This is a genomic window from uncultured Photobacterium sp. (assembly GCF_947502415.1).
Taxonomy (GTDB): domain Bacteria; phylum Pseudomonadota; class Gammaproteobacteria; order Enterobacterales; family Vibrionaceae; genus Photobacterium.
This window is the reverse complement of record NZ_CANMZV010000020.1, coordinates 23,849-50,048: the sequence shown is the minus strand read 5'-3', so window position 1 is coordinate 50,048 and position 26,200 is coordinate 23,849. Positions and strand designations below refer to the sequence as shown.

27 protein-coding genes are annotated in these 26,200 nt (G+C 47.9%); 20 read left to right on the top strand and 7 right to left on the bottom strand.

Annotation, left to right across the window (positions count from 1 at the left end; translation table 11 throughout):
• Window positions 1-32 precede the first annotated feature (32 nt).
• Window positions 33-587, top strand: coding sequence for a SecY-interacting protein (gene syd / locus Q0852_RS18195; protein WP_299020372.1), 555 nt, complete (start codon window positions 33-35; stop codon window positions 585-587).
• A gap of 3 nt (window positions 588-590) precedes the next feature.
• Window positions 591-1,364, top strand: a complete 774-nt coding sequence (locus Q0852_RS18190; RefSeq protein WP_299020369.1) for a Zn-ribbon-containing protein — start codon at window positions 591-593, stop codon at window positions 1,362-1,364.
• A gap of 58 nt (window positions 1,365-1,422) precedes the next feature.
• On the opposite strand, the gene Q0852_RS18185 is transcribed toward Q0852_RS18190, so the two are convergent.
• The 4 genes from Q0852_RS18185 to Q0852_RS18170 all read right to left on the bottom strand — a co-directional run bounded on the left by Q0852_RS18185 (window position 1,423) and on the right by Q0852_RS18170 (window position 4,878).
• The gene (locus Q0852_RS18185; RefSeq protein WP_299020366.1) at window positions 1,423-1,692 is read right to left on the bottom strand and encodes a hypothetical protein; all 270 of its coding nucleotides are present in this window, start codon (window positions 1,690-1,692) and stop codon (window positions 1,423-1,425) included.
• 30 nt (window positions 1,693-1,722) lie between these two features.
• Window positions 1,723-1,953, bottom strand: coding sequence for a DUF2789 domain-containing protein (locus Q0852_RS18180; protein ID WP_299020363.1), 231 nt, complete (start codon window positions 1,951-1,953; stop codon window positions 1,723-1,725).
• Window positions 1,954-3,505: 1,552 nt separating this feature from the next.
• Window positions 3,506-3,808 carry a DUF3301 domain-containing protein gene (locus Q0852_RS18175; protein ID WP_299020360.1) on the bottom strand — a complete coding sequence of 101 codons (303 nt, stop codon included), beginning with the start codon at window positions 3,806-3,808 and terminating at the stop codon, window positions 3,506-3,508.
• A 26-nt stretch (window positions 3,809-3,834) separates the two neighbouring features.
• Entirely contained in the window at window positions 3,835-4,878 is a 1,044-nt protein-coding gene (locus tag Q0852_RS18170) for a DUF3549 family protein (protein WP_299020450.1), read from the bottom strand.
• A gap of 162 nt (window positions 4,879-5,040) precedes the next feature.
• On the opposite strand from Q0852_RS18170, the gene Q0852_RS18165 reads away from it, so the two are divergent.
• The 3 genes from Q0852_RS18165 (at window position 5,041) to Q0852_RS18155 (ending at window position 6,695) form a co-directional block, all read left to right on the top strand.
• Window positions 5,041-5,361, top strand: coding sequence for a YqcC family protein (locus tag Q0852_RS18165; protein ID WP_299020358.1), 321 nt, complete (start codon window positions 5,041-5,043; stop codon window positions 5,359-5,361).
• Between the two features lie 3 nt (window positions 5,362-5,364).
• Window positions 5,365-6,105, top strand: a complete 741-nt coding sequence (gene truC, locus Q0852_RS18160) for a tRNA pseudouridine(65) synthase TruC (protein WP_299020356.1) — start codon at window positions 5,365-5,367, stop codon at window positions 6,103-6,105.
• Window positions 6,106-6,185: 80 nt separating this feature from the next.
• Window positions 6,186-6,695 (top strand): flavodoxin, encoded by a 510-nt coding sequence (locus Q0852_RS18155; RefSeq protein ID WP_299020353.1) that lies wholly within the window; start codon window positions 6,186-6,188, stop codon window positions 6,693-6,695.
• Between the two features lie 77 nt (window positions 6,696-6,772).
• Here Q0852_RS18155 and Q0852_RS18150 read toward each other — a convergent pair whose 3' ends face one another.
• The 3 genes from Q0852_RS18150 to map all read right to left on the bottom strand — a co-directional run bounded on the left by Q0852_RS18150 (window position 6,773) and on the right by map (window position 10,854).
• Complete coding sequence (locus Q0852_RS18150) at window positions 6,773-7,153, bottom strand: DUF3461 family protein (RefSeq protein WP_299020350.1); 381 nt, start codon at window positions 7,151-7,153, stop codon at window positions 6,773-6,775.
• Between the two features lie 167 nt (window positions 7,154-7,320).
• Complete coding sequence (glnD, locus tag Q0852_RS18145) at window positions 7,321-9,939, bottom strand: bifunctional uridylyltransferase/uridylyl-removing protein GlnD (protein WP_299020347.1); 2,619 nt, start codon at window positions 9,937-9,939, stop codon at window positions 7,321-7,323.
• 87 nt (window positions 9,940-10,026) lie between these two features.
• Window positions 10,027-10,854: a type I methionyl aminopeptidase gene (gene map / locus Q0852_RS18140; RefSeq protein WP_299020345.1), complete on the bottom strand. Its 828-nt coding sequence runs from the start codon at window positions 10,852-10,854 to the stop codon at window positions 10,027-10,029.
• 323 nt (window positions 10,855-11,177) lie between these two features.
• Here map and rpsB point away from each other — a divergent pair, with 323 nt between their 5' ends.
• From rpsB to rnhB, 15 genes are all read left to right on the top strand, one after another.
• Window positions 11,178-11,906, top strand: coding sequence for a 30S ribosomal protein S2 (gene rpsB / locus Q0852_RS18135; RefSeq protein WP_299020343.1), 729 nt, complete (start codon window positions 11,178-11,180; stop codon window positions 11,904-11,906).
• A gap of 114 nt (window positions 11,907-12,020) precedes the next feature.
• Window positions 12,021-12,866, top strand: coding sequence for a translation elongation factor Ts (gene tsf, locus Q0852_RS18130; protein WP_299020341.1), 846 nt, complete (start codon window positions 12,021-12,023; stop codon window positions 12,864-12,866).
• A gap of 92 nt (window positions 12,867-12,958) precedes the next feature.
• Complete coding sequence (gene pyrH / locus Q0852_RS18125) at window positions 12,959-13,687, top strand: UMP kinase (RefSeq protein WP_299020338.1); 729 nt, start codon at window positions 12,959-12,961, stop codon at window positions 13,685-13,687.
• 73 nt (window positions 13,688-13,760) lie between these two features.
• Window positions 13,761-14,318 carry a ribosome recycling factor gene (gene frr, locus Q0852_RS18120; RefSeq protein WP_299020335.1) on the top strand — a complete coding sequence of 186 codons (558 nt, stop codon included), beginning with the start codon at window positions 13,761-13,763 and terminating at the stop codon, window positions 14,316-14,318.
• A gap of 74 nt (window positions 14,319-14,392) precedes the next feature.
• On the top strand, window positions 14,393-15,157 hold the full coding sequence (locus Q0852_RS18115; RefSeq protein WP_299020333.1) for an isoprenyl transferase: 765 nt from the start codon (window positions 14,393-14,395) through the stop codon (window positions 15,155-15,157).
• Between the two features lie 158 nt (window positions 15,158-15,315).
• The gene (locus Q0852_RS18110) at window positions 15,316-16,164 is read left to right on the top strand and encodes a phosphatidate cytidylyltransferase (protein ID WP_299020332.1); all 849 of its coding nucleotides are present in this window, start codon (window positions 15,316-15,318) and stop codon (window positions 16,162-16,164) included.
• Between the two features lie 177 nt (window positions 16,165-16,341).
• On the top strand, window positions 16,342-17,538 hold the full coding sequence (gene ispC / locus Q0852_RS18105; RefSeq protein WP_299020331.1) for a 1-deoxy-D-xylulose-5-phosphate reductoisomerase: 1,197 nt from the start codon (window positions 16,342-16,344) through the stop codon (window positions 17,536-17,538).
• On the top strand, window positions 17,535-18,890 hold the full coding sequence (rseP, locus tag Q0852_RS18100) for a sigma E protease regulator RseP (protein WP_299020329.1): 1,356 nt from the start codon (window positions 17,535-17,537) through the stop codon (window positions 18,888-18,890). Before ispC ends, rseP begins: the two co-directional genes overlap by 4 nt.
• Before the next feature lie 39 nt (window positions 18,891-18,929).
• Window positions 18,930-21,353, top strand: coding sequence for an outer membrane protein assembly factor BamA (gene bamA, locus Q0852_RS18095; RefSeq protein ID WP_299020328.1), 2,424 nt, complete (start codon window positions 18,930-18,932; stop codon window positions 21,351-21,353).
• Between the two features lie 19 nt (window positions 21,354-21,372).
• Window positions 21,373-21,879, top strand: coding sequence for an OmpH family outer membrane protein (locus Q0852_RS18090; RefSeq protein ID WP_299020327.1), 507 nt, complete (start codon window positions 21,373-21,375; stop codon window positions 21,877-21,879).
• Window positions 21,880-22,016: 137 nt separating this feature from the next.
• Window positions 22,017-23,045 carry a UDP-3-O-(3-hydroxymyristoyl)glucosamine N-acyltransferase gene (gene lpxD, locus Q0852_RS18085; RefSeq protein ID WP_299020326.1) on the top strand — a complete coding sequence of 343 codons (1,029 nt, stop codon included), beginning with the start codon at window positions 22,017-22,019 and terminating at the stop codon, window positions 23,043-23,045.
• Window positions 23,046-23,147: 102 nt separating this feature from the next.
• Complete coding sequence (gene fabZ, locus Q0852_RS18080; RefSeq protein WP_299020324.1) at window positions 23,148-23,600, top strand: 3-hydroxyacyl-ACP dehydratase FabZ; 453 nt, start codon at window positions 23,148-23,150, stop codon at window positions 23,598-23,600.
• Window positions 23,600-24,388 carry an acyl-ACP--UDP-N-acetylglucosamine O-acyltransferase gene (gene lpxA / locus Q0852_RS18075; protein ID WP_299020322.1) on the top strand — a complete coding sequence of 263 codons (789 nt, stop codon included), beginning with the start codon at window positions 23,600-23,602 and terminating at the stop codon, window positions 24,386-24,388. Before fabZ ends, lpxA begins: the two co-directional genes overlap by 1 nt.
• A 2-nt stretch (window positions 24,389-24,390) precedes the next feature.
• Entirely contained in the window at window positions 24,391-25,548 is a 1,158-nt protein-coding gene (gene lpxB / locus Q0852_RS18070; RefSeq protein ID WP_299020320.1) for a lipid-A-disaccharide synthase, read from the top strand.
• Window positions 25,532-26,137, top strand: coding sequence for a ribonuclease HII (gene rnhB / locus Q0852_RS18065; RefSeq protein ID WP_299020317.1), 606 nt, complete (start codon window positions 25,532-25,534; stop codon window positions 26,135-26,137). Before lpxB ends, rnhB begins: the two co-directional genes overlap by 17 nt.
• Window positions 26,138-26,200 lie beyond the last annotated feature (63 nt).

Here is a 26,200-nt window from a genome sequence, read left to right as displayed (position 1 = left end):
CAAAGTTTACTTAATCTTTAATGAGGTTGCGAATGAATCATCCCGTTGCGGACGCTTTATCTGACTTTTCGTCCCGTTTTTTGCAAGCATGGTGTGATGCTGGTCAAGGTTTTCCACGGAGCGAAGATTTGGTGGGGTTGGAGTCACCATGTGTTGAACATGATTCCGGGTATGAAGTGACATGGAAACCGGTAAAGCGTGAGCCTCAGGGCAATCTGGCAGGTGTTGAAAAGGGCATTGAACTTCGTCTACATGAAGACATCAAAGTATTTTATGGTGTTCAGTTCAGTGGCGATATGGCTGCAAGTTTTCGTGGGTTGGAGTTTGAGCTGCTGCAAGTATTCAGCGAAGAAGATGAACTGCGCTTGCAGGAAAATATTCTCGGCCATTTGGTGATGCAGCGCCGGCTGAAGTTGAAACCAACTGTGTTTATCGGCGCACTGGATGCAGAAGATAAGGTGATTTCAATTTGTAACCTGACCGGCCAAGTGATTCTGGAAACCTTGGGCAAAGATATTCGCGATGTGTTGGCGGCGGATATCGAAACTTTCCTACAGGAATTACAGCCTGTTGTGAGAGGGTGTTGATAGATGTACGTTGTTGAATTGCAATTTGAATGTTTTGACAATACCACGATTTCGGCTGTCGATATGACAGTCAATAGTTTGCTGGATGCGTTGCGTTATAACGGGCAGATATTAGGGCGTGAATTCCCGATTGTAATGGATGACGGGATCTTCAGGGTAAGGGTTGTCTGCCCTGAGCAAGATAGCCTCCATCCGCAGTTTCATAGCGACAGTGTCAAAGCTTGCTTAAATCGCCTGGGCCAGGCGTGTTTGCTTAATCCGAAGATCAAGGTACTAGGGCGGGATATCAACTCCGAGGCCGCGGCAGAAAACTTGTCTCCAAGCTGGCAGGTGATTTACACCACTTACGTTCATACCTGCTCGCCGTTGCGATGTGGTGATACTCTGATGCCAATCCCGCTGTACCGGATTGGGCCAACACTTAATGGTGATCATAAAGCTGTAGTGAAGTGGCAGACTGAGTGGCAGGCTTGTGATGAAATTCAAATGGCTGGTGGGTGCCAGGCTGAGCATGCAGCGTTGCACGAAATTCGTGATGTTGAAAGTGATCTGTTCCGGCGCGGATGGGATTTGCGTGGTCGGATTGAATATATCACCAAGATCCCGACATATTATTATCAGTACCAGGTTGGTGGAGATAGCCTAGAGGCGGAACAACGTCGCCCGTGTCCTAAATGTGGCAGCGAATGGCATCTCGATGAGCCATTGCACGGAATTTTTCACTTTAAATGCGATAACTGCCGGATTGTTTCTAATCTGTCGTGGGATTTCCAGTAATACTTATGCCGGTTGGTATAAAAAGCAGGGCACGCAATGTGCCCTGTTGATTTTCTGGTTAGAGTTCGAGTTGCTCGATACGGGCAGTCAGTGCCGCCACTTGCTGCTCCAGTTGCTTGATTCGTTCTTCCTGGCTCAAGGCTGGTTCAGTTTTTTCAATGTTCGGTACCTTGGCATTTTTCTTCCAGGCTTGCAGCGCTTTGATAATAAGCGGCATAGGTAAGGGGGTGGCAAGGCGAGATTTGATCAGCGCCACAGATGGTTCCTTTCCTTCCTCAACCAATGAATTGATGGCTTGTTCTAGGGCCTGGGTAATTTCAGATGACATAACGCTTCCTGACGTTGTGAGGTTCTCGGACTATTTTCGTAGCAAAGCATCGAGTTGATCAATTATTTCGCACCAGTCTGCATCCTGTTCCTGGGATTCTTTGATAAAACGTTTTTGCGACGGTTGCCAGAAGCTGGCTTCAGAGAGTTTTTCATGTTGGTCCAGATGATGCTCATTCAGGAAAGACTCAATAAACTCTTTGGAATTATTCATACCCAGCTGGCTAAAGAGACTGGATAAATTATGGTTAAAGGTTTCCATGGTTCACTCCGTTGCAAAGACTGGCTTCTGATATGTTCCTAAGTATAGAGAGGATTGGTGCAAAGGGAGTCTATTGGATTGTTTTTACTAATCGATTGCTTGGTGTTTTTTGTTCGAGCGTGTTTTGCTCCTTCCTTTGTGAGAGATCTCTTACAAAGGCGTAAGAAATACCTGAGAAATGAGTGGGGTAATAAAGCCTTGCTGCATTTAAGCTATTGTTTTATATAGGTTTGTGTTTTTTTTGTTTCTATCGTGGGGTAATTTAATTGTCTTTCCGGGCGTTGTTCTGAATGTGGGAATGCGTAATATTAACCCTGTCGGAAGGAACTGACGGAACGGAACAGGAAAGCGCCAGGGAGTTTGGCAGTCTCAGGAGGAGGCCGGTGTACTAGGATGGTATATCGAACATGGACTGTGAAGGGAGCAGCCGAAGGAATCGGTTAACAGCAAGCAGGAAGTTTGCTGGTCAGGAAGACATAAGGACCACTTCAGGAAGAAGTCAGGGACACCTCCAGGAAGGATGAAGAGAGTCAGTACAGGAATTACTGACGGGTCAGGAAGGCCTAAGGACAACTTCAGGACGAAGAATAAAAGGAATATGCTGATGGATTACAGCAATTCAAAGGAATGATGCAGGGAGCATCTTAGTAGCGGGACTGCTGCATGTAAGACCTAAGGGCGCGACGAAAGTCGCGCCCGTTCTTTTTTGGGGCTATGAAAGTCAGGCCCATGCCTTCCATTAATTCCTCGTAATTTGTTGTTTTTATTCCATTGTATTTCCAATCTGGCTTTGAGTTGTGTTGCTACTTTGCTCAATTTGGATTATTTGCAGTGTGAATTAAATTTTGATAGATGATTAGTCCTCTGATTTTAATTTGCTTGAATCTTTTCACTAATGCAATCGGTTACCAGAGATTGTCTGCTGTACTTGTGAGATATCTCTTACATGGCTGTGGGATAACTTGGTTGATGGTGATCTTATATGACTGACTGTGGTTGTTTTTATTTATTAAAATCAATTGTTTAGATTTATATTATATGGGTGAATACTTTCAGGGGTTAAAAATCTCAATTTCACCTCATTGTTTGGGTAAGTAAAGCGAGTAGTATCTTTTCTGTCGAAGGGAAGCGACATCAGGGATTAAAAGAAGCTATAGGATATGGCTTACCTCACGATGAGGAGAGTTCGCGAGGAAGGCGGGCTCACCAGGATGGTAAGGGACACGGTAGGGATATCGTTGGCAGACAGGAAGCTTGCTGGTCAGGAAGATGTAAGGATCACTTCAGGAAGAAGTCAGGGACACCTCCAGGTAAGGAAGAGAGAGTCGGAACAGGATGCTTCGACGGGTCAAGGAACTACCGAAGGACAACTCTAGGATAGAGATTAGGGATTACCGTTAAAGGATATAGCATTATCAAGGATGGATGCAGGGAGCACCATAGTAGCAGGATTGCTGCAAGTAAGACCTAAGGGCGCGACGAAAGTCGCGCCCGTTCTTTATTTGTGCTCGAGAAAATATTTTTGCCCGAGAAAAACAGGCAAGATCATTCATTATTCCGGCATATGATGAGGTGGAACATGAAACTTCATCGGGTGGAATCCCCTCATTACGACATACCCTTGATATGAGTCTTGCCCGTTGGCAGAGAACTCAAATAGATAAACCGTGTGCCAGCGCCATCTGCCTTTTTTGTCTTTGAGCTTATGTGCTCCCCGAGCTATCGCCAGAAGCTGAAGGCCGAGGCTTGCACACCGCTGATCGATAAACTGCTGGGCTAATTCTGTCTGACGACGTTGCTGCCAGAACAGGTAGCCCAGTACGGCAAGGACCAGAATGCCCAGTAAGTTATCCATTTCTTACCTCAACCTCAGTTAATTGTTCAGGCTTGCCCGCGGGCGTGCTGTTGTAGCTTGGTGATTGCCGAAATCAGTGCTGGGTTGGCGTCACTATGAAGAACCTGGAGCATGATGCCGCGGAGGATTGGTAGCATGACCAAATCGGCAAACAGCTGATTGAACAAGGCTTGGTCTTCGGTTTCGGCCAGGCGCAGCAGGAACTGGCTGGCAATGTCTGTATCCGCCAGGCCATTCCAGCAGCGGCCGGCAATAGCAACGAGTATTTCCGGATGGCATAGCGTCGGAATAGCAAGAAGCGCTTTTAGCTGCTGGCTAAGCAGTTGGCTGTTGCTGCCAGAAATCGCTCGGATCAGTGCTGAAATCAGAAAGAGGTCCGGTTCTGGCTGTTGGTTTTCCTGTTCTAGTCGTTCTGCCAGACGTTCCCCGAGGTTGTCCGGTAGTTCGCAGTGTTCCAGGCAGCCGAGTAGGGCGTAGAGCGGAGTCATCGGCAGGTTCGTCAGGGCTTTTCGCAGCAAAGTGCTGTTATTTTCCTGCTTCATTCGGGCACAGACATCCGCCAGACCTTGTAGTCCTACGCTTTGCCATTTCTCCCAGCCGAGCTCGCCGGACAGGTAATGTTGGGTATGTTCGTAATATTGGCTGGCAGGTAGAGACAATTGCTGGCGCAGCTGGGCATGGAAAATGGCCATTTTGTCGTCATTGGGTTTGAAGGTATATGGGTTGGCTGAAAGCTTCTCTTGCTCCTCTTCGGTCGGGGTAGTGTTGAGGGTTGCGCCCATCGCTTCGATAACATATTTGATGAAGTCCCCGACGGCAGCTTGTTTTAGCAGTCCTCGTTCATCAAGCGGCAGGCGCAGGAACCAGATCCAAGGAGGATTGCCTTGTTGCCAGAAAGAGATAGACAAGTGGGCATGTTGTTGCAGTGGCCATGGATAGGGCTGGCGGTTGTCTTCTACAGCCTTAAACTGGTTGATATCGATTTCGCACACGCGGCGGCCAAGATCAAAAATTGTGTACTGGCAACCGGCGTTGTCCAGCAGTTCGGTCAGGGTATGAAATTTATCCATGGACATGATGCTTACTCTTAAATGGTTTCCTGATTATATGGATTAGAGGGGTAAGATGGTATCCTTGCGCGCTTTATTGCTGTAATACCAAACTGAACAATGATCTGGTAGGTCAGATTATTATTCAGTTTGGAATAAATATTTCTTGTAGGGAGAAAGGCGATGGATAAATACCATCAGACCCAACAACTGCTGGAGCGGCTTGAATCCGTAATGCGGGAAGCCGGGATATGGGAAACCAAGTCACCGGCTTCGGCGGCTTTGGCCAGTGTCGAGCCTTTTGCGGTGGATACCCTAACCTGTAGTCAGTGGTTTCAGTGGATTTTTATTCCGCGAATGACTCAGCTGGTAGTTATGCAGGCACCGTTGCCGACACAGTTTGAGATCTCTCCTTATGCGGAAGAAGCAATGAAAGATCAGCCTGGGTTTGCTGTTGTGCTGGGTGTTACCCGCGAGTTCGATGATCTGTTTAGAGCGAAATAATTAATGGAATTAGAAATTCTTTATCAAGACCAGTACCTGGTTGCTGTTAATAAGCCTGCGGGTATGCTGGTTCACCGCTCATGGCTTGATCGCCATGAAACCCGGTTTGTGATGCAGACCCTGCGCGATCAGATTGGCCAGCATGTCTTTCCGTTGCATCGCTTGGATCGCCCGACATCTGGTGTTCTGCTGTTTGCGCTCTCCAGCGAGATTGCTGCGTTAATGATGCCTAAATTTGCTGGTCGAGATATCAAGAAAACATACCATGCGGTGGTACGAGGTTGGGTTAAGGAAGCCGCTGTACTTGATTATCCTTTGAAGGAAGAACTGGATAAGATCGCAGATAAAAATGCCGACCAGGATAAAGAAGCCCAGCCAGCCGTGACGGCTTATGCGCCATTGGTAAACGTTGAAACTGATATTCCTGTTGGCCGCTATGCAACCAGCCGTTATACCTTGGTTGAGATGAAGCCTGAGACAGGACGTAAGCACCAATTGCGCCGCCATATGCACCATCTAAGCCACCATATTATTGGTGATGTGAACCATGGTGACGGTCGTCATAACCGTATGTTCCGGGACAATTATGATTGCTGCCGCCTGATGTTGCATGCATCACGTCTGCAATTGGCACATCCGGTTACAGGTGGAGAATTAGATATCCGTGCTAGTACTGATGAAGCATGGAACCGGGTGATGACAGCCTTTGATTGGTCTGTATCTCTGATGTCTCCGAAAAGCTAGTATTGGATATAGCCTATAGACGGCAGAGATCGCGCTAGGGGCTTGTTTTATTTGCATCCTGCCGGGTAAGCAGCCACAGTATGAAGAAGCGTTTATCGATAAAAGCGAGGCAGGAGGCTATGGCAAAGATAGGTGTTTTTGTCGGTACTGTATATGGTGGTGCTGAGGAAGTCGCTGAAGCTGCAGTTGAGAAGCTGGTGGCGACCGGGCATGAAGCTCAGCTCTACCCTGAGCCGCAGTTTGATGATTTTATCCAGTACAGTGAGGATGTGGTGCTGGTGGTGACGTCAACGACCGGGGAGGGTGAGCTCCCGGACAATCTCCTGTCACTCTATCTGGTCCTTAATGAGCAGTTCCCCCAAATGTCGGAACTTCGTTATGGCGTGATTGCGATGGGGGATTTGAGTTACGGTGAGGAGCGTTTCTGCGGTGGCGGTCGTCAGGTTGATGAACTGCTGCAACAACTTCAGGCTAGGGCGCTGGTTCCCATTTTGCAGGTTGATGCCAGTGTTAATTTTGATGCGCTTGAAGTTGCTATTCCCTGGTTAGATGATTTCCTTGGTCAGTTGGAGCCAAAACACAAAGTTTAGGATGTTTGAGCGCACTCCTGTTAATGTTTTGCCGATGATGGCTTTCAGGAGTGCAGCTTTAATTTTTCCAATTTGTATTATTTCAATTTTTCCAAATCGGCTTCGATTTCGGCAATCTTATGGGTAACTACTTGTTCCAGATGGCGCAGGTCATTGAGGATCTTCTTCTTCACATCAATGTCGGTATGTTTCCTCTGCGTTAATTGATCTAGTTCATCAATGATAAAAGTGAGGTTGCGGTTGATTTCAGTGATTTCTTTGTATTCGCGGTTACCACTATTGACGACAACAGACTTGCGATGGCGCGGGAACTTGAATTTAACACTCTTGGCAAAGAGTTCGCCTTTTTGCTTATTAAAGTAAATTTTCAGGATATCGTTAGTGGCTTCCTGGCGTAGGCTATAGCGGTCTATAGTTTCGGGGTGCTCAATACCGATGCCGGTGAGGTGTGGGTACATAGGGGCCTCATTTGGTGTCTGCTGTTTTTATACAATTTAGCAATTCCGCTAGGCAACGTCCGGTTGTAGCACCTAATCTGTGGGTAAGATCGATGTTCCCCCAATGTGGCCTTGTGCCGATTTCGGGGGGAAGTACTGTGAAGTGTGATTCAAGGCATTTGGCGGGGTTATTTTGCTGCGTCCAGCCGTTCGATCAGCGCTGTTTTAAGTGCTTGTTGTTGTTCCTCAGTAAGCTGAGCCCCTTCCTCATTGACCAGAATAAAAAAATCCTCTGCTCGCTCACCGATGGTGGTGATTTTCGCTGCTTGCAAACTGATGTTTTGGCGGGCAAATACCGACCCGACCTGTGCCAGCAGCCCCGGCATATCCAGTGCGACCAGCTCCATCATTGTTTTCTTACCGGTTTTGGTCGGCAGGAAATCGACCTGGGTTTTGACATTAAAATGAAGCAGTTTACGCGGTGGGCGTTTTTTCTTGCGTTCAGATTTCATGTGGGTCAGTGCATTTATCAGCGCACGGCGGACACTATTTTGGCGGCTTTCGGCCAACGCCTTTCCGCTTGGGTCAAGTACCATGAAAGTATCCAGAGCATAGCCATCTTTGCTGTTCATGATTTGAGCATCATGAACACTGAGGTTTTTCTTATTCAGTTCCGATACCACAATCGCAAACAATTTGGTTTTGTCTTTGCTGTAGACAAAAACCTCGGTGCCTCCGCGGGTCGGCTTCTTGCTGAGCAGGATCAGCGGTTTGTCCGGATCCTCATGATTCAGGATCGCTTCAGCATGCCATGCGATTTGCTTGTGGGTGTGGCGCAGGAAATAGTCAGCCTTAAAGCGCTGCCACAAGACTTCGATTTCCCGAGGAGTAAAGCCGTTACTGCGAAGGATTGCCGAGGCCATCTGTTGGTTGTGACGGATCCGTTCGCGGATATCCGGCGGATTTTCAAGCCCGCGGCGTAGAGCCTTTTGAGTCGAGTAGTACAGCTCGGCCAGCAGGGTTCGTTTCCAGCTGTTCCACAGCTCCTGGTTGGTCGCACAAATATCGGCTACGGTCAGGCAGATCAGGTGATCCAGTCGTTCTTCGTCACGAACTTCTTTGGCAAATTCGGTAACAACTTCTGGGTCGTAAATATCCCGGCGTTGGGCGGTGACTGACATCAGCAGGTGTTGGTTGACCAGCCACTTGACCAAATTGGCTTCCGGTCGGGACAGCCCATGCTGGATGCAGAAATTGTAGGCCTCGGTGCCACCGAGTTCTGAATGGTCTCCCCCGCGTCCTTTGGCGATGTCATGGAAGATCGCGGCCAGGATCAGGAGCTCTTTCTTGGCAATGCGTGGATAGACCTCGCAGCAGATTGGGTGGCGCTGGCGGTTTTCAGGATCACCAAATTTGTTAAGGTTTTTCAGTAGCCGGATACTGTGCTCGTCCACGGTATAGACATGGAATAGGTCAAACTGCATCTGACCGACAATTTGGTTCCACTGTGGTAGGTAGGTCGATAGGATACCGTGACGGTGCATCAGGCGAAATGCTTTATGCAGGGCATTCGGTTCGCGGACCAGCTTCATAAATTTTTCGCGGGCGGCAGGGATTTCAATCAAGAAGCGGTTCAGGCGGCGCCGGGCAGTTCGGAGCTGGCGTAATGTCGGGGCGGCGATCCCCTCGATTTCGGCATTGCGTGCTACATGGAGGAACATATCAAGGATAGTTTCCGGCCTAGCCTGGAATAAGGCCGGTTTGGTTGCCTCGATCAGGTGGCCGCGGATCTGGAAGTCATCGTCGAGCGGCTTGGCTTCGTTTTCCAGGCCATTATTGAGGATCGCCTGATCAAAAAGCTGTAATAGCATTTTGTTGAGCTCAGCTATTCGGCGCAGGGTGCGGTAGAACTCTTTCATCATCATTTCGACCGGACGGTTGCCTTCACCGGTATAGCCGAGCTGTTGGGCGACAGAAGCCTGGTGTTCGAAGGTCAGGCGATTATCGTAACGGCGCAGTTCACTGTGCAGGGCAAAGCGGATCCGCCATAGCGAGTCCTGACATTCAGCCAGCTCGCGGTATTCGGCATCAGTAAGGAAACCGAACCGGCTCATTTCCAGCAGGTTGGTGGCACCGAAGTGGCGGCGGGCCACCCAGCTTAAAGTGTGAATATCCCGCAGTCCGCCCGGGCTGGATTTGATATCCGGCTCCAGATTGTAAGTTGTATCATGGTAGCGGGCATGACGAGCTTTTTGCTCTTCCACTTTGGCGCGGTAGAACTGCTCGCTGGGCCAAAATTCACCTGAATTAATGGCCTCTTCCAGACACTGATAAGTTTCGCTGCTGCCACACAGTAGCCGGGATTCCTGTAGGTTGGTGGCAACGGTCAGATCTTCCAGACCAATCTTGATGCAGTCATCAAGGGTGCGGACACTATGGCCGACCTCCAGTTTCAGATCCCACAATAAGGTAAGGAATTCGCTGATTGTCTTTCCGGTGGCTTCATCCAGTTCATTCTGGCTCAGCAGGAGGATATCGACATCAGATAGCGGGTGGAGCTCACCTCGTCCATAGCCGCCGACAGCAATCAGAGATAGTTCGCTGCGTGTATTGAGGTCAAAGTGCTGCCAAAGCCGTTGCAGTAGGGAGTCAATAAATGCTGAGCGGGCCTGGACCAGTTCAGTGATAGGAGCATGTTGACTAAATTGCTGCTTTTGCAACGTGGAGAATTGTTCAAGTTCACAGCGCAGGGCTTCTAGGTTTACAGGGGAAGCGGGAGAGATGTCTGTCATCGCAGTCCATGCCATGTTATGGATATCGTTGGTTATTACTATAACCGTAATGCGATGAAATTAGGAAGATTCAAAAAAGCCGGCACAAGGCCGGCTCTTGGATTAGTTGTGCATTAGGCGCGGAATGCTTTCTTCTTTGCGCAGAGTCAGCACTTCACAGCCTGTGTCGGTAACTAGCAGGGTATGTTCCCACTGTGCCGACTTTTTGCCGTCGACGGTGTAAACCGTCCAGCCGTCGTTATCATCAACGTCACAGCCGAATTTACCAGCATTGATCATTGGCTCGATGGTGAAGCACATACCGGCTTTTAATACGGTACGGTCGTTGTTTTTGTAGTGAACAACTTGTGGTTCTTCGTGGAATTCGTTGCCGATACCATGGCCGCAGAAATCTTTTACGATTGAGAAACGGCTGTTGCCGTTTTTAATGAACTTCTGGATAGCGGTACCGATTTCACCAAGTTTTGCACCCGGCTTAACTTTTTTCATTGCCAGGTACAGGCTTTCCTGAGCAACACGGCACAGGCGCTTGTCTTCCAGTGAAACTTCACCGATTTCGAACATCTTCGAAGTATCGCCATGGTAGCCGTCTTTGATAACGGTTACGTCGATATTGATGATGTCGCCGTCTTTAAGAACTGCCGGCTTGTTGTATTTACCGTTAACCGGCTCGTCGTTTTCTGCCGGGATACCGTGACAAACTACGTGGTTAATTGAGGTACAGATTGACTTCGGGAAACCGTGGTAGTCTAGTGGCGCAGGAATGGCACCTTGTTCTTTCGTGATGTATTCATGACAGATACGATCCAGCTCTTCAGTGGTAGTACCAGCTTTTACGTGTGGTTCGATCATTTCTAGCACATCTGCAGCCAACTGGCCTGCGATACGCATTTTTTCAATTTCATCAGCCGTTTTGATCTTGATGCTCATTCAATCTTCTCTACGTTGACTGTTTTCTGTTGCGTATATGGTAACAGTGAGGACGTTGGATGGAAACCAGGTTTGGCTGGCTTAACTATAATTAGGCTAGATTTTGGTGAGTGAAATATGGTATAAAGCGCGCCGTAATTTGCTGATTTGTGTTTCGACTAAATTGGTAACATTACCTTTACTTTTATTTATCACTCACACATATCGACACATTCTCCGGGGTGCCCGTCAGCTTTTCGCGAGGCTGCTTATTTGCCGTAAGGCAGGTATATGGGTCGGTAGGATGGGATATGTGGACGCCTAACCCCATAGAGGAATATTCAATGGCAACTGTATCAATGCGCGACATGCTTAAGGCTGGTGTTCACTTCGGTCACCAAACTCGTTACTGGAACCCTAAGATGAAGCCATTCATCTTTGGTGCTCGTAACAAGGTGCACATCATCAACCTTGAGAAAACTGTACCAATGTTCAACGACGCTCTAGCTGAAATCAACAAGATTTCTGCTCGTAAGGGTAAAGTACTTTTCGTTGGTACTAAGCGTGCAGCCAGCGAATCAATCAAAGAAGCTGCAGTTAACTGTGACCAGTACTACGTAAACAACCGTTGGTTGGGTGGTATGCTGACTAACTGGAAAACTGTTCGTCAGTCAATCAAGCGTCTAAAAGATCTTGAAACTCAGTCTACAGACGGTACTTTCGACAAGCTAACCAAGAAAGAAGCGCTAATGCGTACTCGTGAAATGGAGAAGCTTGAGAAGTCTCTAGGCGGTATCAAGAACATGGGCGGCCTACCAGACGCTATGTTCGTAATTGATGCTGATCACGAACACATTGCAATCAAAGAAGCTAACAACCTGGGTATCCCAGTATTTGCAGTAGTAGATACTAACTCTAACCCAGACGGCGTTGACTTCGTTATCCCAGGTAACGATGACGCAATCCGTTCTATCCAGCTATACACTGGTGCTGTTGCTCAAACTGTAACTGAAGGTCGTAACCAAGACATCGTTGCACAAGCAGAGCAAGACGGTTTCGTAGAAGCTGAGTAATAGCCGGGCTCCTTTGAGCATCTTAAGTTACCTTGCGTAAACTAAGAATGGTTACCAGGGGCCGAATTGGGCCCCTGATTTTTATACCGAGTATTCAAAACTGAGGATATAACAATGGCAACAGTTACAGCTGCCCTAGTTAAAGAACTGCGTGAACGTACTGGCGCAGGCATGATGGAATGTAAAAAAGCGCTTGTTGAAGCTAACGCTGACATCGAGCTAGCAATTGAAAACATGCGTAAGAGCGGTGCTGCTAAGGCTGCTAAAAAAGCAGGTAACGTTGCTGCTGAAGGCACGATCTTAATCAAAGACGAAAACGGTGTTGCAGCACTTCTAGAAGTTAACTGCCAGACTGACTTCGTAGCAAAAGATTCTAACTTCCTAGCATTTGCTAACGAAGTACTTGACGCTGCACTAGCAGAGCGTCTAGATATCGCAGCTCTTCAAGCTAAGTTTGAAGAACAGCGTATCGCACTAGTTGCTAAAATCGGTGAGAACATCGGCATCCGTCGCGTAGAGTTCATCGAAGGCGCTAAAGTTGGTTCTTACCGCCACGGCGACCGTATCGGTGTTGTTGTTGCTGGTGACGCTGATGAAGAGACAATGAAGCATGTTGCAATGCACGTTGCTGCATCTCGTCCTGAGTTTGTTACTCCTGAAGATGTACCTGCTGACGTTGTTGAAAAAGAAAAAGCAATCCAAGTTGCTATCGCTGTTGAATCTGGCAAGCCACAAGAGATCGCAGAGAAGATGGTTGTTGGCCGTATGAAGAAATTCACTGGCGAAGTTTCTCTGACTGGTCAGGCGTTCATCATGGACCCATCTCAGACTGTTGGTCAGATGCTGAAAGAGAAAGGCGCTTCTATTTCTAACTTTATCCGCCTAGAAGTGGGTGAAGGTATCGAGAAAGCTCAAGAAATGAGCTTTGCTGAAGAAGTTGCAGCTGTTCAGAAGGGTTAATCCTTCTTGAAACGAACTCCAAAGACCGTAGCCAAGGCTGCGGTCTTTTTACAACTCCATATCTCTATTTGTAAGCCTGGAAGGTAAACCTAATGACCACAAATCCTAAACCGACTTATCAACGAATTTTGCTGAAACTCAGCGGTGAAGCACTGCAGGGCGATGAAGGTTTTGGTATTGACGCACAAGTTCTTGACCGTATGGCTCAGGAAATCAAAGAACTTATTGAACTAGGCGTACAAGTTGGCCTTGTTATCGGTGGTGGTAACTTATTCCGTGGTGCCGGCCTTGCAGAAGCTGGTATGAACCGAGTTGTGGGCGATCACATGGGCATGCTAGCAACTGTGATGAATGGCCTTGCGATGCGCGATGCGCTGCACCGTGCCTATGTGAACGCTCGAGTGATGTCTGCAATCCCGCTGAACGGTGTATGTGATAACTACAACTGGGCAGATGCAATCAGCCAGCTACGCCAGGGCCGTGTGGTAATTTTCTCTGCCGGTACCGGTAACCCATTTTTCACCACTGATTCAGCTGCATGTCTGCGCGGTATTGAAATTGAAGCGGATGTGGTACTAAAAGCAACAAAAGTTGATGGCGTATTCACAGATGATCCAGTTAAAAACCCAGAAGCTGTTCTTTGTGATAAGCTAAGCTACAATGATGTTCTTGAAAAAGAACTGAAAGTGATGGACTTAGCAGCATTTACTCTGGCTCGCGACCACGGCATGCCGATTCGTGTTTTCAACATGAACAAGCCAGGTTCACTTCGCCGTGTAGTGATGGGTGAGCAAGAAGGCACCTTGATCTCGAAAGACTAAGTTTCTGACGACTCATTCTGGCCGGGAGCGCTAGCGTAGCTCCCGCTATTATCGAATCATAAGGGTATAAATCGTGATTGATGCAATTAAACAAGATGCGCAGGAGCGCATGGGAAAAAGCGTTGAAGCGCTGAAAAACCAGCTGGCTAAAGTACGTACTGGTCGTGCTCACCCAAGCCTGCTAGATACTATCTACGTTGAATACTACGGTGCTAATACGCCGCTTAAGCAACTTGCTAACGTAGTTGCAGAAGATGCGCGTACTCTGGCTATCACTGTTTTTGACAAAGAGCTGACGCCAAAGATTGAAAAAGCAATCATGATGTCGGATCTTGGCCTGAACCCAATGTCTGCGGGCACTGTTATTCGTGTTCCATTGCCACCGCTAACAGAAGAGCGTCGTCGTGATCTGGTTAAGATCGTACGTGCTGAAGCAGAGCAGGGCCGTGTCGCTGTTCGTAACATCCGTCGTGACGCGAATGCTGATGTTAAAGGACTGCTTAAAGATAAAGAGATTTCTGAAGATGATGATCGTCGCGCACAGGACGACATCCAGAAGCTGACAGACGCAGCAGTCAAGCAGATTGATGTGATTCTTGAAGCCAAAGAAAAAGAGCTAATGGAAGTTTAATACGCCAGTATTAGCTTGATGAGGTTTGAGGCGCTGTGCGTGCAGCACGGCGCTTTTTATTTTGAGGGAGATGTATGGCAGAGCATACAATCGAAACTGCTCTTTGTGCTGAAAGCTTGCCAAAGCATGTTGCTATCATTATGGATGGCAATGGTCGCTGGGCAAAGGCACAGGGTAAGCCTCGAGTGTTTGGCCACAAGGCTGGCGTAGAAGCCGTACGTAAAACAGTCTCGACTGCAAATCGCCTCGGTATCCAGGTGGTGACACTCTTCGCTTTCAGTAGTGAAAACTGGCGTCGTCCGGAAGACGAGGTGTCACTGTTGATGGAACTCTTCATGACTGTGTTAGGTCGTGAAGTAAAACGTCTGCACAAGAATAATATTCGGTTACGGATCATTGGTGATGCGACACGTTTTAGTCAGCGGCTGCAGAAAAAAATCGCTGATGCAGAGGCGTTGACAGCTGACAATACCGGTATGGTATTGAATGTAGCAGCCAACTATGGTGGTCAGTGGGACATTCTGCAGGCAACCAAGCGTCTGGCACAGCAGTTGCTGGAACAAGGCATGACGGCAGATGAAATCACTGAAGATATGATGACAGCCGGCTTGTCTACGGCAGGGTTACCTGATGTAGATTTGTTAATCCGTACCAGTGGTGAATGTCGAATCAGTAATTTTATGCTATGGCAGGTCGCGTATGCCGAGCTGTATTTTACAGAACAGCACTGGCCTGATTTTGATGAGAAAAGCTTAGCTGATGCTGTGGCATGGTATGTGAGCCGCGAGCGCCGCTTTGGCTGCACCGGTGAGCAGATACAGGCTTTATTACAAAAATAATGATTATATTATTCGGTTTATCGCGGTGTTGCGGTAGCAATGTGGAGGCATTCTGGAATCATCAAGATGCCTTTTTATTGTAAAGCCGGATAGGGGTAGCCAGAAAGCATGACAGATATGCTGGGCTGTTACTAAAATAAAAAACGAGAGGACGCAGCTTGCTTAAGCAACGTATTATTACCGCACTCATCCTCGCTCCGTTAGTAATTGCAGGGATCTTTTTTCTACCGTTTCCTGCTTTTGTTGTCGCCTTGGCTGTAATCACCATGGTCGGTTTTTGGGAGTGGACACAATTTGTTGATGCAAAGTCGCGCTGGGGCGCTATGTTAGTACCCGCTATTGCGCTGGGCGCATCAATTGCAATCATGCCAACTGATGCAGCGACGTTGTCAGCCCTTGCACAATCACACCAGTATATGTTGTTAGCTGGTGGGATTTGGTGGATTATGGCGTCTGCATTAGCAGTAACTTACCCTTCTAGCTCTTCCCTGTGGTCAAAGTCAGCTCCTTTAAAATATATTTTCGGCTTGCTGACCCTGCTCCCTTTCTTCTGGAGTGTACTGATGCTCCGTGCTGTCAATTATGCGGAATCACCTTACCATGGAGCCAAGCTGGTGCTGCTGGTTTGCTTCTTAGTATGGTCGGCCGACACGGGGGCTTATTTCTCAGGTAAGCGCTTTGGTAAACATAAAATGGCACCGGCAGTGAGCCCGAACAAGACCATCGAAGGTCTGGTTGGTGGTGCAGTACTGGCTGTGGTGGTGACTTGGGGCGGCGCGGCATTGATGGATATTCCTTTTGTCAGCCTGGGTAGCCTTCTGGTTATTGCCGTATTGTCGGTGATTGCTTCAGTTCTTGGCGACTTGGTTGAAAGCATGTTCAAACGAGCATCGGGTATCAAGGACAGTGGTAACATCCTTCCTGGTCATGGCGGTATTCTAGATCGTATCGATAGTTTGACGGCAGCCCTTCCTGTTTTTGCTTTGCTCTACCTTTGGCTAGTATGATGTAGTCGAGTTTGACTGCGCAAAAAGCAGCCTGTTTGTGAGGGGGGCCAGTTAATTTGGTTCTTCCGCAGGTTGCTCTTGCTGCTGTTTGCCGGCATAGCAAAGGTGCTGAGTTGGTATCTGTTTGACCAAGCAGCCGTTGATGGCTGTTTTTCATAGCTGAATTAAAGTGATTTTATGCGTAAGTTAACGATTCTTGGTGCTACGGGCTCTATTGGCAGTAGTACGCTGGCTGTCGCGGCGCAAAACCCGCATTTGTTTGAGGTGGTAGCGCTGGCGGCTGGCTCGAATAGCCAAAAGATGTTTGAGCTGTGTCAGCAATGGCAGCCGAAATATGTCGCAATGGCATCGGAATCGGCGGCCATGGAACTGGTCGTATTACTGAAACAGCATAACATTCCAACTGAAGTACTGGCCGGTGAGGCTGGAATGTGCCAGGTTGCAGCACTGGATGAAGTCGATACTGTAATGGCTGCGATTGTCGGCGCGGCAGGCTTGTTGCCAACCATGGCGGCAGTGAAGGCTGGAAAGCGTATTCTGTTGGCCAATAAAGAAGCTCTGGTGATGTCCGGGCAGATGTTTATTGATGCCTGTCGGGAGTTCGGTGCTGAGCTTTTGCCTGTAGACAGTGAGCATAACGCGATTTTTCAAAGCCTGCCGGCGGCAATTCAGCGCGCAATGGGCTACTGCGATCTAGATAAATACGGAATCAGTAAGATTTTGCTGACCGGTTCTGGCGGCCCGTTTCGTTATACTGATGTGGCTGAGCTGGATGCTGTAACGCCTGAGATGGCAATAGCACACCCTAACTGGTCTATGGGGCCGAAAATTTCGGTTGATTCGGCGACCATGATGAACAAAGGCCTGGAGTATATCGAGGCGCGCTGGCTGTTTAACGCTTCTCGGGAGCAGATGGATGTAATCATCCACCCACAGTCCGTTATTCACTCTATGGTGCAATACAAAGACGGTTCGGTGCTGGCGCAGATGGGGTTACCGGATATGCGAACGCCAATTGCCTGCGCGTTGTCCTATCCTGAAAGAGTGGATGCCGGTGTGGCACCATTGGATTTTAGCAAGGTGGGTGAATTCACCTTCTTGTCGCCTGATTTCAACCGCTACCCTTGTTTGAAGTTGGCGATGGATGCCTGCTATACCGGGCAAGCTGCGACAACTGCTCTTAATGCTGCCAACGAAGAAGCGGTGGCAGCATTTTTGGCTAACCGGATCCGTTTTACTGAGATTGCAACTGTTAACCGTCAGGTTATAGAGGTGGCGCAAATGGCCGAACCTACTGACTTGGAAAGTGTTATTGAGCTAGATAAAATGGCGCGTATTTTGGCTCGGGAAGTGATTCGGAAGGTATCCGTATGATGGGGATTTTGTGGAATCTCGGTGCGTTTTTACTTGCACTGGGTGTGTTGATTGCTGTTCATGAATATGGTCACTTCTGGGTTGCACGTCGTTGCGGTGTTTTTGTTGAGCGCTTTTCAATCGGCTTTGGTAAGCCGCTTTGGCGTAAGGTCGGTAAAGATGGTACCGAATATAGTCTTGCGATGATCCCGCTTGGTGGTTATGTCAAGATGCTCGATGAGCGGATTGATGATGTGCCTGTCGGAAAAAAACATCAGGCATTTAATAACAAGGCTCTGTGGCAGCGTAGTGCGATTGTTGCTGCTGGTCCGCTGGCCAATTTTCTTTTCGCAATTTTTGCTTATTGGGTCGTTTACCTTATCGGGGTGCCGGCTGTTCGCCCGGTAATTGGTGAGGTAGCTCCGCATTCTATTGCTGCCCAAGCAGGAATTAGCAATGGAATGGAACTTAAATCCATTTCGGGAATCAAAACCGCAGATTGGGAATCTGTAAATATGGCAATGATTTCCCATATCGGCGATGACGAAATGGCGGTGACTGTGATCGAGCCAGGCACTGAGTATGAAGTTAAGCGTACTTTGGATCTGACGACATGGTCTTTTGACCCTGAGAATGAGCAGGTACTCACAACGTTGGGGATCAAGCCTTTCTCGCCGCCAATTACGCTCGTGATTTCACAACTTGTAGATGATGGCGCCGCAATTGCTGCCGGTTTGCAGTTAAATGATGAAATTGTCTCGATTGACGGTTCTTCAGTAACCGAGTGGCTACAGGTTGTGGATGCCGTTCGTTCTCACCCGTCACAGCCTATGACGATGGAAGTATTGCGAGATGGAGTGCGTATTGCGCTAACGTTGACTCCGAATACCAAGTCAATGGGTGATGGTGAAGTAATTGGTTATGCCGGTTTTGCGCCAAAGGTTGAGCCTTGGCCTGAATCGTATCGAATTCTATTGCAATATGGTCCGTTTGAAGCTGTCGGTAAAGCTGCGGAAAAAACCTGGCAATTGGTAACTCTGACGATGGACATGGTTACTAAGCTGGTAACGGGCGATGTTGCGATAAAAAACCTGAGTGGCCCGATTTCAATTGCCAAAGGTGCCGGAATGACCGCCGATTATGGTGTGGTGTACTTCCTGGGATTCTTGGCCTTGATCAGTGTGAACTTGGGAATAGTTAATTTGTTACCGCTGCCGGTATTGGATGGTGGACATTTATTGTTTTTCGCCATCGAGGCGGTAACACGTCGCCCTGTGTCTGAACGAGTTCAGGATATAGGCTACAGAGTGGGATCAGCCATTTTGGTTGTATTAATGGCCGTAGCGCTATTCAATGATTTTACCCGCCTTTAATAATAAGTGCGTTTTTAGCAAGGAATAATCAGAACAGTAATGGCGATGAAAAAACTGTTGGTCGCATCACTTTTACTTGGTAGTAGTGTTGCGCAGAGCGCGGATCAATTTGTAGTTGATGATATTCGTTTCGATGGCCTACAGCGCGTTACCCTGGGTGCGGCATTGTTGAAGATGCCTGTCCGTGTTGGGGATAGCGTTGATGAGCGTGATGTATCGGAGATGATTCAGGCACTCTTTGCTTCTGGGAATTTTGAATATATAAAAGTTTTCCGTGATGGAAATGCGTTGTTGATTGAGGTTCTTGAGCGCCCGACTATCGCTAATATTACTTTTTCTGGCAACAAAGCAATCAAGGAAGAACAGTTAAAAGAGAACCTTGATGCTTCGCGTATCAGTGTTGGCGAGGCATTGGATCGGACGACCCTGAGTAAAATTGAAAAGGGCCTGGAAGATTTCTATTACAGTGTCGGTAAATACAATGCGTCAGTTAAGGCCGTGGTTACACCTCTGCCGCGTAACCGTGCTGACCTGAAATTTGTTTTTACTGAAGGCGTGTCGGCCAAGATCCAGCAAATTAACTTTGTCGGTAACGAAGTGTTTGTTGATGAGGACCTGCAGGATAAGTTTAATCTTCAGGCTGAAGTACCGTGGTGGAACTTCCTGGCGGATGAAAAGTACCAGAAACAGGTGCTTGCCGGGGATTTGGAAACCTTGCGTTCTCATTACCTCAATAACGGTTACTTGAGGTACAAGCTGGATGCAACCCAGGTCTCGATTTCACCGGATAAGAAAGGGGTTTATATTACCCTGAAGATCCATGAAGGTGAGCAGTATACAGTGCAGGATGTGCGTTTTCGCGGTGATTTAGTCGGTAAGACTGATGAGCTGAATGCATTGCTGACCATTGATACCGGTGAAATTTATAACGGGGCAAAAGTGACATCTCTGGAAGAGGCCGTTAAGCGTAAGCTGGGTGAGCTGGGGTATGCCTACCCGCAGGTGACAACCATTCCTGATTTTGATGACCAAAACAAGCAAGTATCATTGATTGTGAATGTCGATCCGGGCAAACGTATCTATGTACGAAATATTGCTTTTTCGGGCAATACCTCGACTAAAGATGAAGTATTGCGCCGTGAAATGCGTCAGATGGAAGGTAGCTGGCTTAACTCCAAATCGGTAGAGCGTGGTAAAGAGCGTTTGAACCGTACCGGTTTCTTTGAAACCGTCGATGTCCAGACTGTTCGTGTACCGGGTACGGATGATCAGGTTGATATCAAGTACAACGTTAAAGAGGCGAATGCCGGTAGTATCAACTTTGGTGTTGGTTATGGTACGGAATCAGGCATTAGCTTCCAGGCGGGGATCCAGCAGGATAACTTCTTGGGAACAGGTAACCGTTTTGGCATTAATGCGATGATGAACGATTACCAGAAGAACATCAGCTTGGATTATCGTGATCCGTATTTCACCCTTGATGGGGTCAGCCTGGGTGGAAAGGTGTACTTTAATGAGTTTGAGGCATCTGATGCTAATATCTCTGACTATACCAACCAGAGCTACGGTGCCAGCCTGACGTGGGGTTTCCCGTTTGATGAACTGAACTTTTTCGAGTTCGGCTTGGGCTACGATCACAACAAGATCTCGAATACCCAAGAGTATTACCAGATCGAGAAGTTCAAAGCGGTCCACGATTTTGATCGTGGTGATAATGTGATTGAGCTTGATGATTTCGACTGGTCGGTATCCTGGACGCGAAATAACCTTAACCGTGGTTATTTCCCAACTGCCGGTAACCACCAACGTGCTTCATTCAGTATGACGATACCGGGATCTGATGCCCAGTACTTCAAGATGCAATATGATGTGCGCCAGTACTTCCCGTTGAATGAAGGCCATGATTTCAGCCTATTGCTACGTGGTAAGTTGGGTTACGGAAATGGTTATGGCACGACGGATAACGGCAGTGATCATCTGTTGCCGTTCTATGAGAACTTCTATGCCGGTGGTTTCTCTACCCTGCGTGGTTTCCGTTCTAATACCGTTGGTCCTAAAGCGGTTTATGTTCAAGGTTGTCCGTCTGGTGGCATTGGTGGTGGTGGTAACAATAACTGTGCGACCGGAACCGATGATGCTGCCGGTGGTAACGCCGTAGCATTAGCTAGTATGGAGCTTATTGTTCCAACACCGTTTGTTTCTGATGAAGTCCGTAACCAGATCCGGACCAGTGTCTTTGTTGATGCCGGTACGGTGTGGGATACAGAATATGATTTAAAAGACGAGGACGGAAAGTTTTTGAATGATTATTCCGACCCGTCATTGATCCGTGCGTCATATGGTGCCGCTCTGCAGTGGATGTCGCCAATGGGGCCGCTCGTATTCTCGATTGCTCGTCCGATCAAGAAATACGATGGTGATGATGAAGAGTTCTTTACCTTCACTATTGGACGAACATTCTAATTATTTGAGGAGATTCCCTTTGAAACAGTGGATTAAAGCGGCAAGTCTTAGCCTGGTGATTCTTTCTTCTGTATGTGCCCAGGCAGCTGAAGCGGCTCAGAAAGTTGGCTATGTTGCAACTGGTCAGGCTATGGCTCAGCTGGCAAAACGGTATAATGTTGCCGAGAAACTGCGTGGCGAGTTCAAAGACCGCATCGACGAGCTACGTGGAATCGAAAGTAAAATGAAAACCAAAGTAGACAAGGTTAAGCGTGACGGTGAACTGATGAGTTCGAGTGAGCGCACCAAGCTGCAACGTGAGATGGCATCGCTTGAGTCTGACTACAAATTGAAAGCGAAAGCGCTTCAGGAAGACCAGCGTCGTCGCGGTGCTGAAGAAGAGCAGAAGCTGGTTCAAAAAATCCGTAAGGCGATTCAGGATGTGGCGAAGCGTGAAGGTTATGACATCATTGTTGATGCTAATGCTGTCCTATACGCTAGCCCTAAAGATGACTTGTCTACTAAGGTGATTTCTGCAGTAAAATAAACTGCAATTTTCAGTGTAGCTGAGTTGGCTGAAGCTTTGTCGAAAGTGCGTGATTACATTTGTTGGAATCCGCATTTTCGTTTTGCTTTATAATCCGGTGTAAACAGCTGAATAAATATAAACGATTAAGGTAAACAATGGCTGGAATTACTCTTTCTGAACTAGCAGACAAACTGGGAGCAGAGCTTCGAGGTGAAGGTTCTGTTGAAATTCACTCTCTTGCCAACATGAGCAAGGCTGGTGAAGGACAGATCACGTTTCTTTCTGATAGCAAATACCGTAAGCTGCTTGCTGAGTGCAAGGCTTCGGCTGTAATGCTACGAGAAGGGGATGTCGAGCATTTCCAAGGCAATGCATTAATAGTTAAAGATCCATATATTTGCTATGCATTAGTGGCTCAGTTGCTGGATACAACACCAGCAGCCGCAATGGAAATTGCAGCATCAGCGTATGTTGATCCAACTGCCGTGTTGGGAAATAACGTTGCGATTGGTCATAATGCCGTGATCGAAGCGGGCGTGCGCATTGGTGACAATGTGCAGATTGGTGCCGGCTGTTTTATTGGTAAAAATGCCGAAATTGGTGCAGGGACTAAATTGTGGGCAAATGTCAGCATTTATCACAGTGTGGTGCTGGGTGAACAGTGCCTGGTTCAATCCAGTACGGTTATTGGTTCTGATGGTTTCGGCTATGCGAATGATAAAGGCGAGTGGGTAAAGATCCCACAGTTGGGCAGTGTTCGTATTGGTAACCGCGTTGAAATCGGCGCTTGTACTACGATTGACCGTGGTGCGCTTGATGATACTGTTATCGAAGATAATGTGATTCTCGATAACCAAATGCAAATCGCCCACAATGTGCAGATCGGATATGGTACTGCGATGGCGGGTGGTACCATTGTTGCGGGCAGCACTAAAATTGGTAAGTACTGTATTATTGGTGGTGCGTCAGTTATTAATGGCCACATTGAGATTGCAGATGGTGTAACCATTACTGGTATGGGTATGGTGATGCGTAGTATTGAAGAGAAAGGTATGTTCTCTTCGGGCATCCCGCTACAGCCAAACAGAGAATGGCGCAAAACAGCTGCTCGAGTCATGAAGATTGACGAGATGAATAAACGTCTTAAGTCAGTTGAAAAGAAATTGGCGGATAAGGGCGAATAGCGCTCGAGCACTTTTATCAGTCAGTAGGCCTGCACACTGTGTAGGCCGCTTTGCGTTATAGTTGTACCGTATTTTAAATTAAACTTAGACAGGAATTCAGTTTTGACTAGCGAAAATAAAACGCTGAATATCACAGAAATTCAAGAACTTCTTCCTCATCGTTATCCGTTTCTGATGATTGACCGCGTAACAGATTATGAAGAAGGCAAGACACTGACAGCTATCAAAAATGTTTCAGTGAACGAACCTCAGTTCACCGGCCACTTTCCTAAAATGCCTGTTTTTCCAGGTGTTATGATTCTGGAAGCGATGGCGCAGGCGACAGGTCTGCTGGCGTTTAAGACGTTCGGTGCACCAGCTGAAAATGAGCTGTATTATTTCGCTAGTATCGATAACGCGAAATTCCGCAAGCCAGTTGGCCCGGGTGATCAGATGATCATTGAAGTGGAATTTCTAAAAGAGCGTCGTGGTATTGCTATGTTTAATGGTGTAGCAAAAGTCGACGGCGATGTAGTGTGCTCTGCAGAGCTAAAATGCGCAAGACGAGAGTTTTAATGATTCACGAAACGGCACAAATCCACCCGTCAGCGATTGTTGAAGAGGGTGCAATCATTGGTGCGAACGTAAAAGTTGGCCCATTTACATACATCGGTGCCGATGTGGAAATCGGTGAAGACACCGAGATCATGTCGCACGTGGTAGTTAAAGGCCCGACAAAAATTGGCCGTGAGAACCGAATTTTCCAATTTGCTTCTATCGGTGAAGAATGTCAGGACCTGAAATATGCCAATGAGCCGACCCGTTTGGAAATTGGTGACCGTAACACCATCCGCGAGAGTGTGACCATGCACCGCGGTACGGTTCAGGATAACGGTATTACTAAAGTTGGTAATGACAACCTGTTTATGATCAATGCGCACGTAGCGCATGATTGTATTGTTGGTGATCGTTGTATCTTCGCCAACAATGCGACGCTGGCTGGCCATGTAAAAGTGGGTAACCAGGCAATCGTAGGCGGCATGTCAGCTATCCATCAGTTCTGTACGATTGGCGATCACTGTATGTTGGGCGGCGGTTCTATCGTTGTTCAGGATGTTCCTCCGTACGTGATGGCTCAAGGTAACCACTGTGCACCATTCGGTATTAATGTTGAAGGCTTGAAGCGTCGTGGTTTTGAAAAGGCTGAGATCAAAGCGATCCGTGCTGTGTACAAATCTTTGTACCGTTCGGGCAAGACGCTGGCTGAAGTGAAGCCTGAAATCGAAGAAATGGCGAAGGAGCACAAGTCTCTGGAGCTGTTCGTTGAGTTTTTCGAAAAATCGACTCGCGGAATTATTCGCTAATTATGACGAAGCCACTTCGAATAGGAATTGTCGCCGGGGAAATCTCCGGCGATATTTTAGGTGCCGGTTTTATGCAGGCAATCACGCAGCAGTACCCGGATGCGGAGTTTGTCGGCATTGCCGGTCCGCGAATGCAGGCTGAAGGTTGCGAGACGCTTTTTGATATGGAAGAGCTGGCTGTGATGGGGATTGTTGAGGTCCTTGGCCGCTTGCCGCGCCTGTTCAAGGTGAAAGCTGAATTGGTGAAATACTTCACTGATAACCCACCTGATGTGTTTGTTGGTATTGATGCGCCAGACTTTAATTTGCGTCTTGAGCTGGATTTAAAGAAGCAAGGGGTCAAAACCGTTCACTATGTCAGCCCGTCCGTTTGGGCCTGGCGCCAGAAACGTATTTTCAAAATCGAAGCGGCCACTAACCTGGTGTTGGCCTTCCTGCCATTTGAAAAAGCATTTTACGACAAGTTCAATGTTCCTTGTGAGTTTGTCGGTCATACTATGGCTGATGCCATCCCGATGCAGACAGATAAGCAGGCTGCCCGGCAATTGCTTAATCTCGATAACGACAAACGTTGGCTAGCGGTGCTGCCGGGTAGCCGCGGTAGCGAGATGGAGATGTTGGCCGCGCCTTTCATTGAAACTTGTAAGCAGCTAAAGCAAAAACACCCAGATTTGGGGTTTGTGGTTGCCTTGGTCAACCAGAAGCGTCGACAGCAGTTTGAGCTGGCTTGGCGAGAGACTGCTCCTGAACTGGATTTTGTTCTGGTCGACGATACGGCCCGCAATGCCATGATAGCTTCAGATGCTGTTTTGCTGGCTTCCGGAACCGTGGCGTTGGAGTGCATGCTGGTTAAACGGCCGATGGTCGTCGGTTATAAGGTGAAGCCGCTGACTGCCTGGTTGGCAAAGCGGATGCTCAAAACCAAATATGTGTCTCTGGCCAATATATTAGCTGACCGGGAGTTAGTTCCGGAATTGCTTCAGGACGATTGCGTACCGGAGAAACTGTGTGCGGAAGTCGACCGATTCCTGAGCTCGGATAATAGTGAGCTGATGACGGAGTTTTCCCGCCTGCACCAGCTGATCAAATGCGATGCAGACAAACAGGCGGCAGCAGCTGTCCTGAAATTGATAGATAGAGATAATGGCAACAATTCTTGAACCTTTTGAGTACCCTCAGGCAAACCTGATTGCCGGAGTTGATGAAGTCGGTCGTGGCCCATTGGTTGGCGCTGTCGTCACGGCTGCGGTGATCCTCGATCCGAATAACCCGATTGATGGGCTAACTGATTCAAAAAAGCTGAGTGAAAAAAAACGTAATGCTCTGTTTGATGAAATCAAAGAGAAAGCACTGGCGTGGTCACTGGGCCGTTGTGAGCCGGAAGAAATCGACCAGCTGAACATCCTGCAGGCTACCATGGTCGCTATGCAGCGTGCCGTTGCCGGCCTGTCGGTACAGCCGGATTATGTGCTGGTGGATGGTAACAAGATACCGGAGTTGCCAATGGCTGCACAGGCAGTGGTTAAGGGGGATTTACGTGTCGCTGAAATCAGTGCGGCTTCAATCCTGGCCAAAGTGACCCGTGACCGTGAAATGGAAGACCTGGATGTCCAGTATCCGCAATACGGTTTTGCCAAGCACAAAGGTTATCCGACCAAAGCGCATTTTGAGGCACTAGAACAGCACGGTGCTATCGATCAGCATCGCAACAGCTTCAAGCCAGTGAAACGTATCCTCGGTTTGGACTAGCGCCTTACTTCCCGAGCGCCCGTAAATTGTTGACTTAATCATCAGAAGCTTGGTGATTAAGTC

Excerpts from the sequence above, each read along its gene's own strand:
- Q0852_RS18170 (WP_299020450.1), bottom strand. The coding sequence starts at position 4,878 with ATGGATAAATTTCATACCCTGACCGAACTGCTGGACAACGCCGGTTGC.
- ispC (WP_299020331.1), top strand. The coding sequence starts at position 16,342 with ATGCGTAAGTTAACGATTCTTGGTGCTACGGGCTCTATTGGCAGTAGT.
- lpxB (WP_299020320.1), top strand. The coding sequence starts at position 24,391 with ATGACGAAGCCACTTCGAATAGGAATTGTCGCCGGGGAAATCTCCGGC.
- Q0852_RS18180 (WP_299020363.1), bottom strand. The coding sequence starts at position 1,953 with ATGGAAACCTTTAACCATAATTTATCCAGTCTCTTTAGCCAGCTGGGT.
- map (WP_299020345.1), bottom strand. The coding sequence starts at position 10,854 with ATGAGCATCAAGATCAAAACGGCTGATGAAATTGAAAAAATGCGTATC.
- pyrH (WP_299020338.1), top strand. The coding sequence starts at position 12,959 with ATGACCACAAATCCTAAACCGACTTATCAACGAATTTTGCTGAAACTC.
- tsf (WP_299020341.1), top strand. The coding sequence starts at position 12,021 with ATGGCAACAGTTACAGCTGCCCTAGTTAAAGAACTGCGTGAACGTACT.
- Q0852_RS18155 (WP_299020353.1), top strand. The coding sequence starts at position 6,186 with ATGAAGAAGCGTTTATCGATAAAAGCGAGGCAGGAGGCTATGGCAAAG.
- Q0852_RS18150 (WP_299020350.1), bottom strand. The coding sequence starts at position 7,153 with ATGTACCCACACCTCACCGGCATCGGTATTGAGCACCCCGAAACTATA.
- Q0852_RS18190 (WP_299020369.1), top strand. The coding sequence starts at position 591 with ATGTACGTTGTTGAATTGCAATTTGAATGTTTTGACAATACCACGATT.
- glnD (WP_299020347.1), bottom strand. The coding sequence starts at position 9,939 with ATGGCATGGACTGCGATGACAGACATCTCTCCCGCTTCCCCTGTAAAC.
- syd (WP_299020372.1), top strand. The coding sequence starts at position 33 with ATGAATCATCCCGTTGCGGACGCTTTATCTGACTTTTCGTCCCGTTTT.
- rpsB (WP_299020343.1), top strand. The coding sequence starts at position 11,178 with ATGGCAACTGTATCAATGCGCGACATGCTTAAGGCTGGTGTTCACTTC.
- Q0852_RS18175 (WP_299020360.1), bottom strand. The coding sequence starts at position 3,808 with ATGGATAACTTACTGGGCATTCTGGTCCTTGCCGTACTGGGCTACCTG.
- lpxA (WP_299020322.1), top strand. The coding sequence starts at position 23,600 with ATGATTCACGAAACGGCACAAATCCACCCGTCAGCGATTGTTGAAGAG.
- truC (WP_299020356.1), top strand. The coding sequence starts at position 5,365 with ATGGAATTAGAAATTCTTTATCAAGACCAGTACCTGGTTGCTGTTAAT.
- bamA (WP_299020328.1), top strand. The coding sequence starts at position 18,930 with ATGGCGATGAAAAAACTGTTGGTCGCATCACTTTTACTTGGTAGTAGT.
- lpxD (WP_299020326.1), top strand. The coding sequence starts at position 22,017 with ATGGCTGGAATTACTCTTTCTGAACTAGCAGACAAACTGGGAGCAGAG.
- Q0852_RS18185 (WP_299020366.1), bottom strand. The coding sequence starts at position 1,692 with ATGTCATCTGAAATTACCCAGGCCCTAGAACAAGCCATCAATTCATTG.
- rseP (WP_299020329.1), top strand. The coding sequence starts at position 17,535 with ATGATGGGGATTTTGTGGAATCTCGGTGCGTTTTTACTTGCACTGGGT.
- Q0852_RS18165 (WP_299020358.1), top strand. The coding sequence starts at position 5,041 with ATGGATAAATACCATCAGACCCAACAACTGCTGGAGCGGCTTGAATCC.
- Q0852_RS18115 (WP_299020333.1), top strand. The coding sequence starts at position 14,393 with ATGGCAGAGCATACAATCGAAACTGCTCTTTGTGCTGAAAGCTTGCCA.
- rnhB (WP_299020317.1), top strand. The coding sequence starts at position 25,532 with ATGGCAACAATTCTTGAACCTTTTGAGTACCCTCAGGCAAACCTGATT.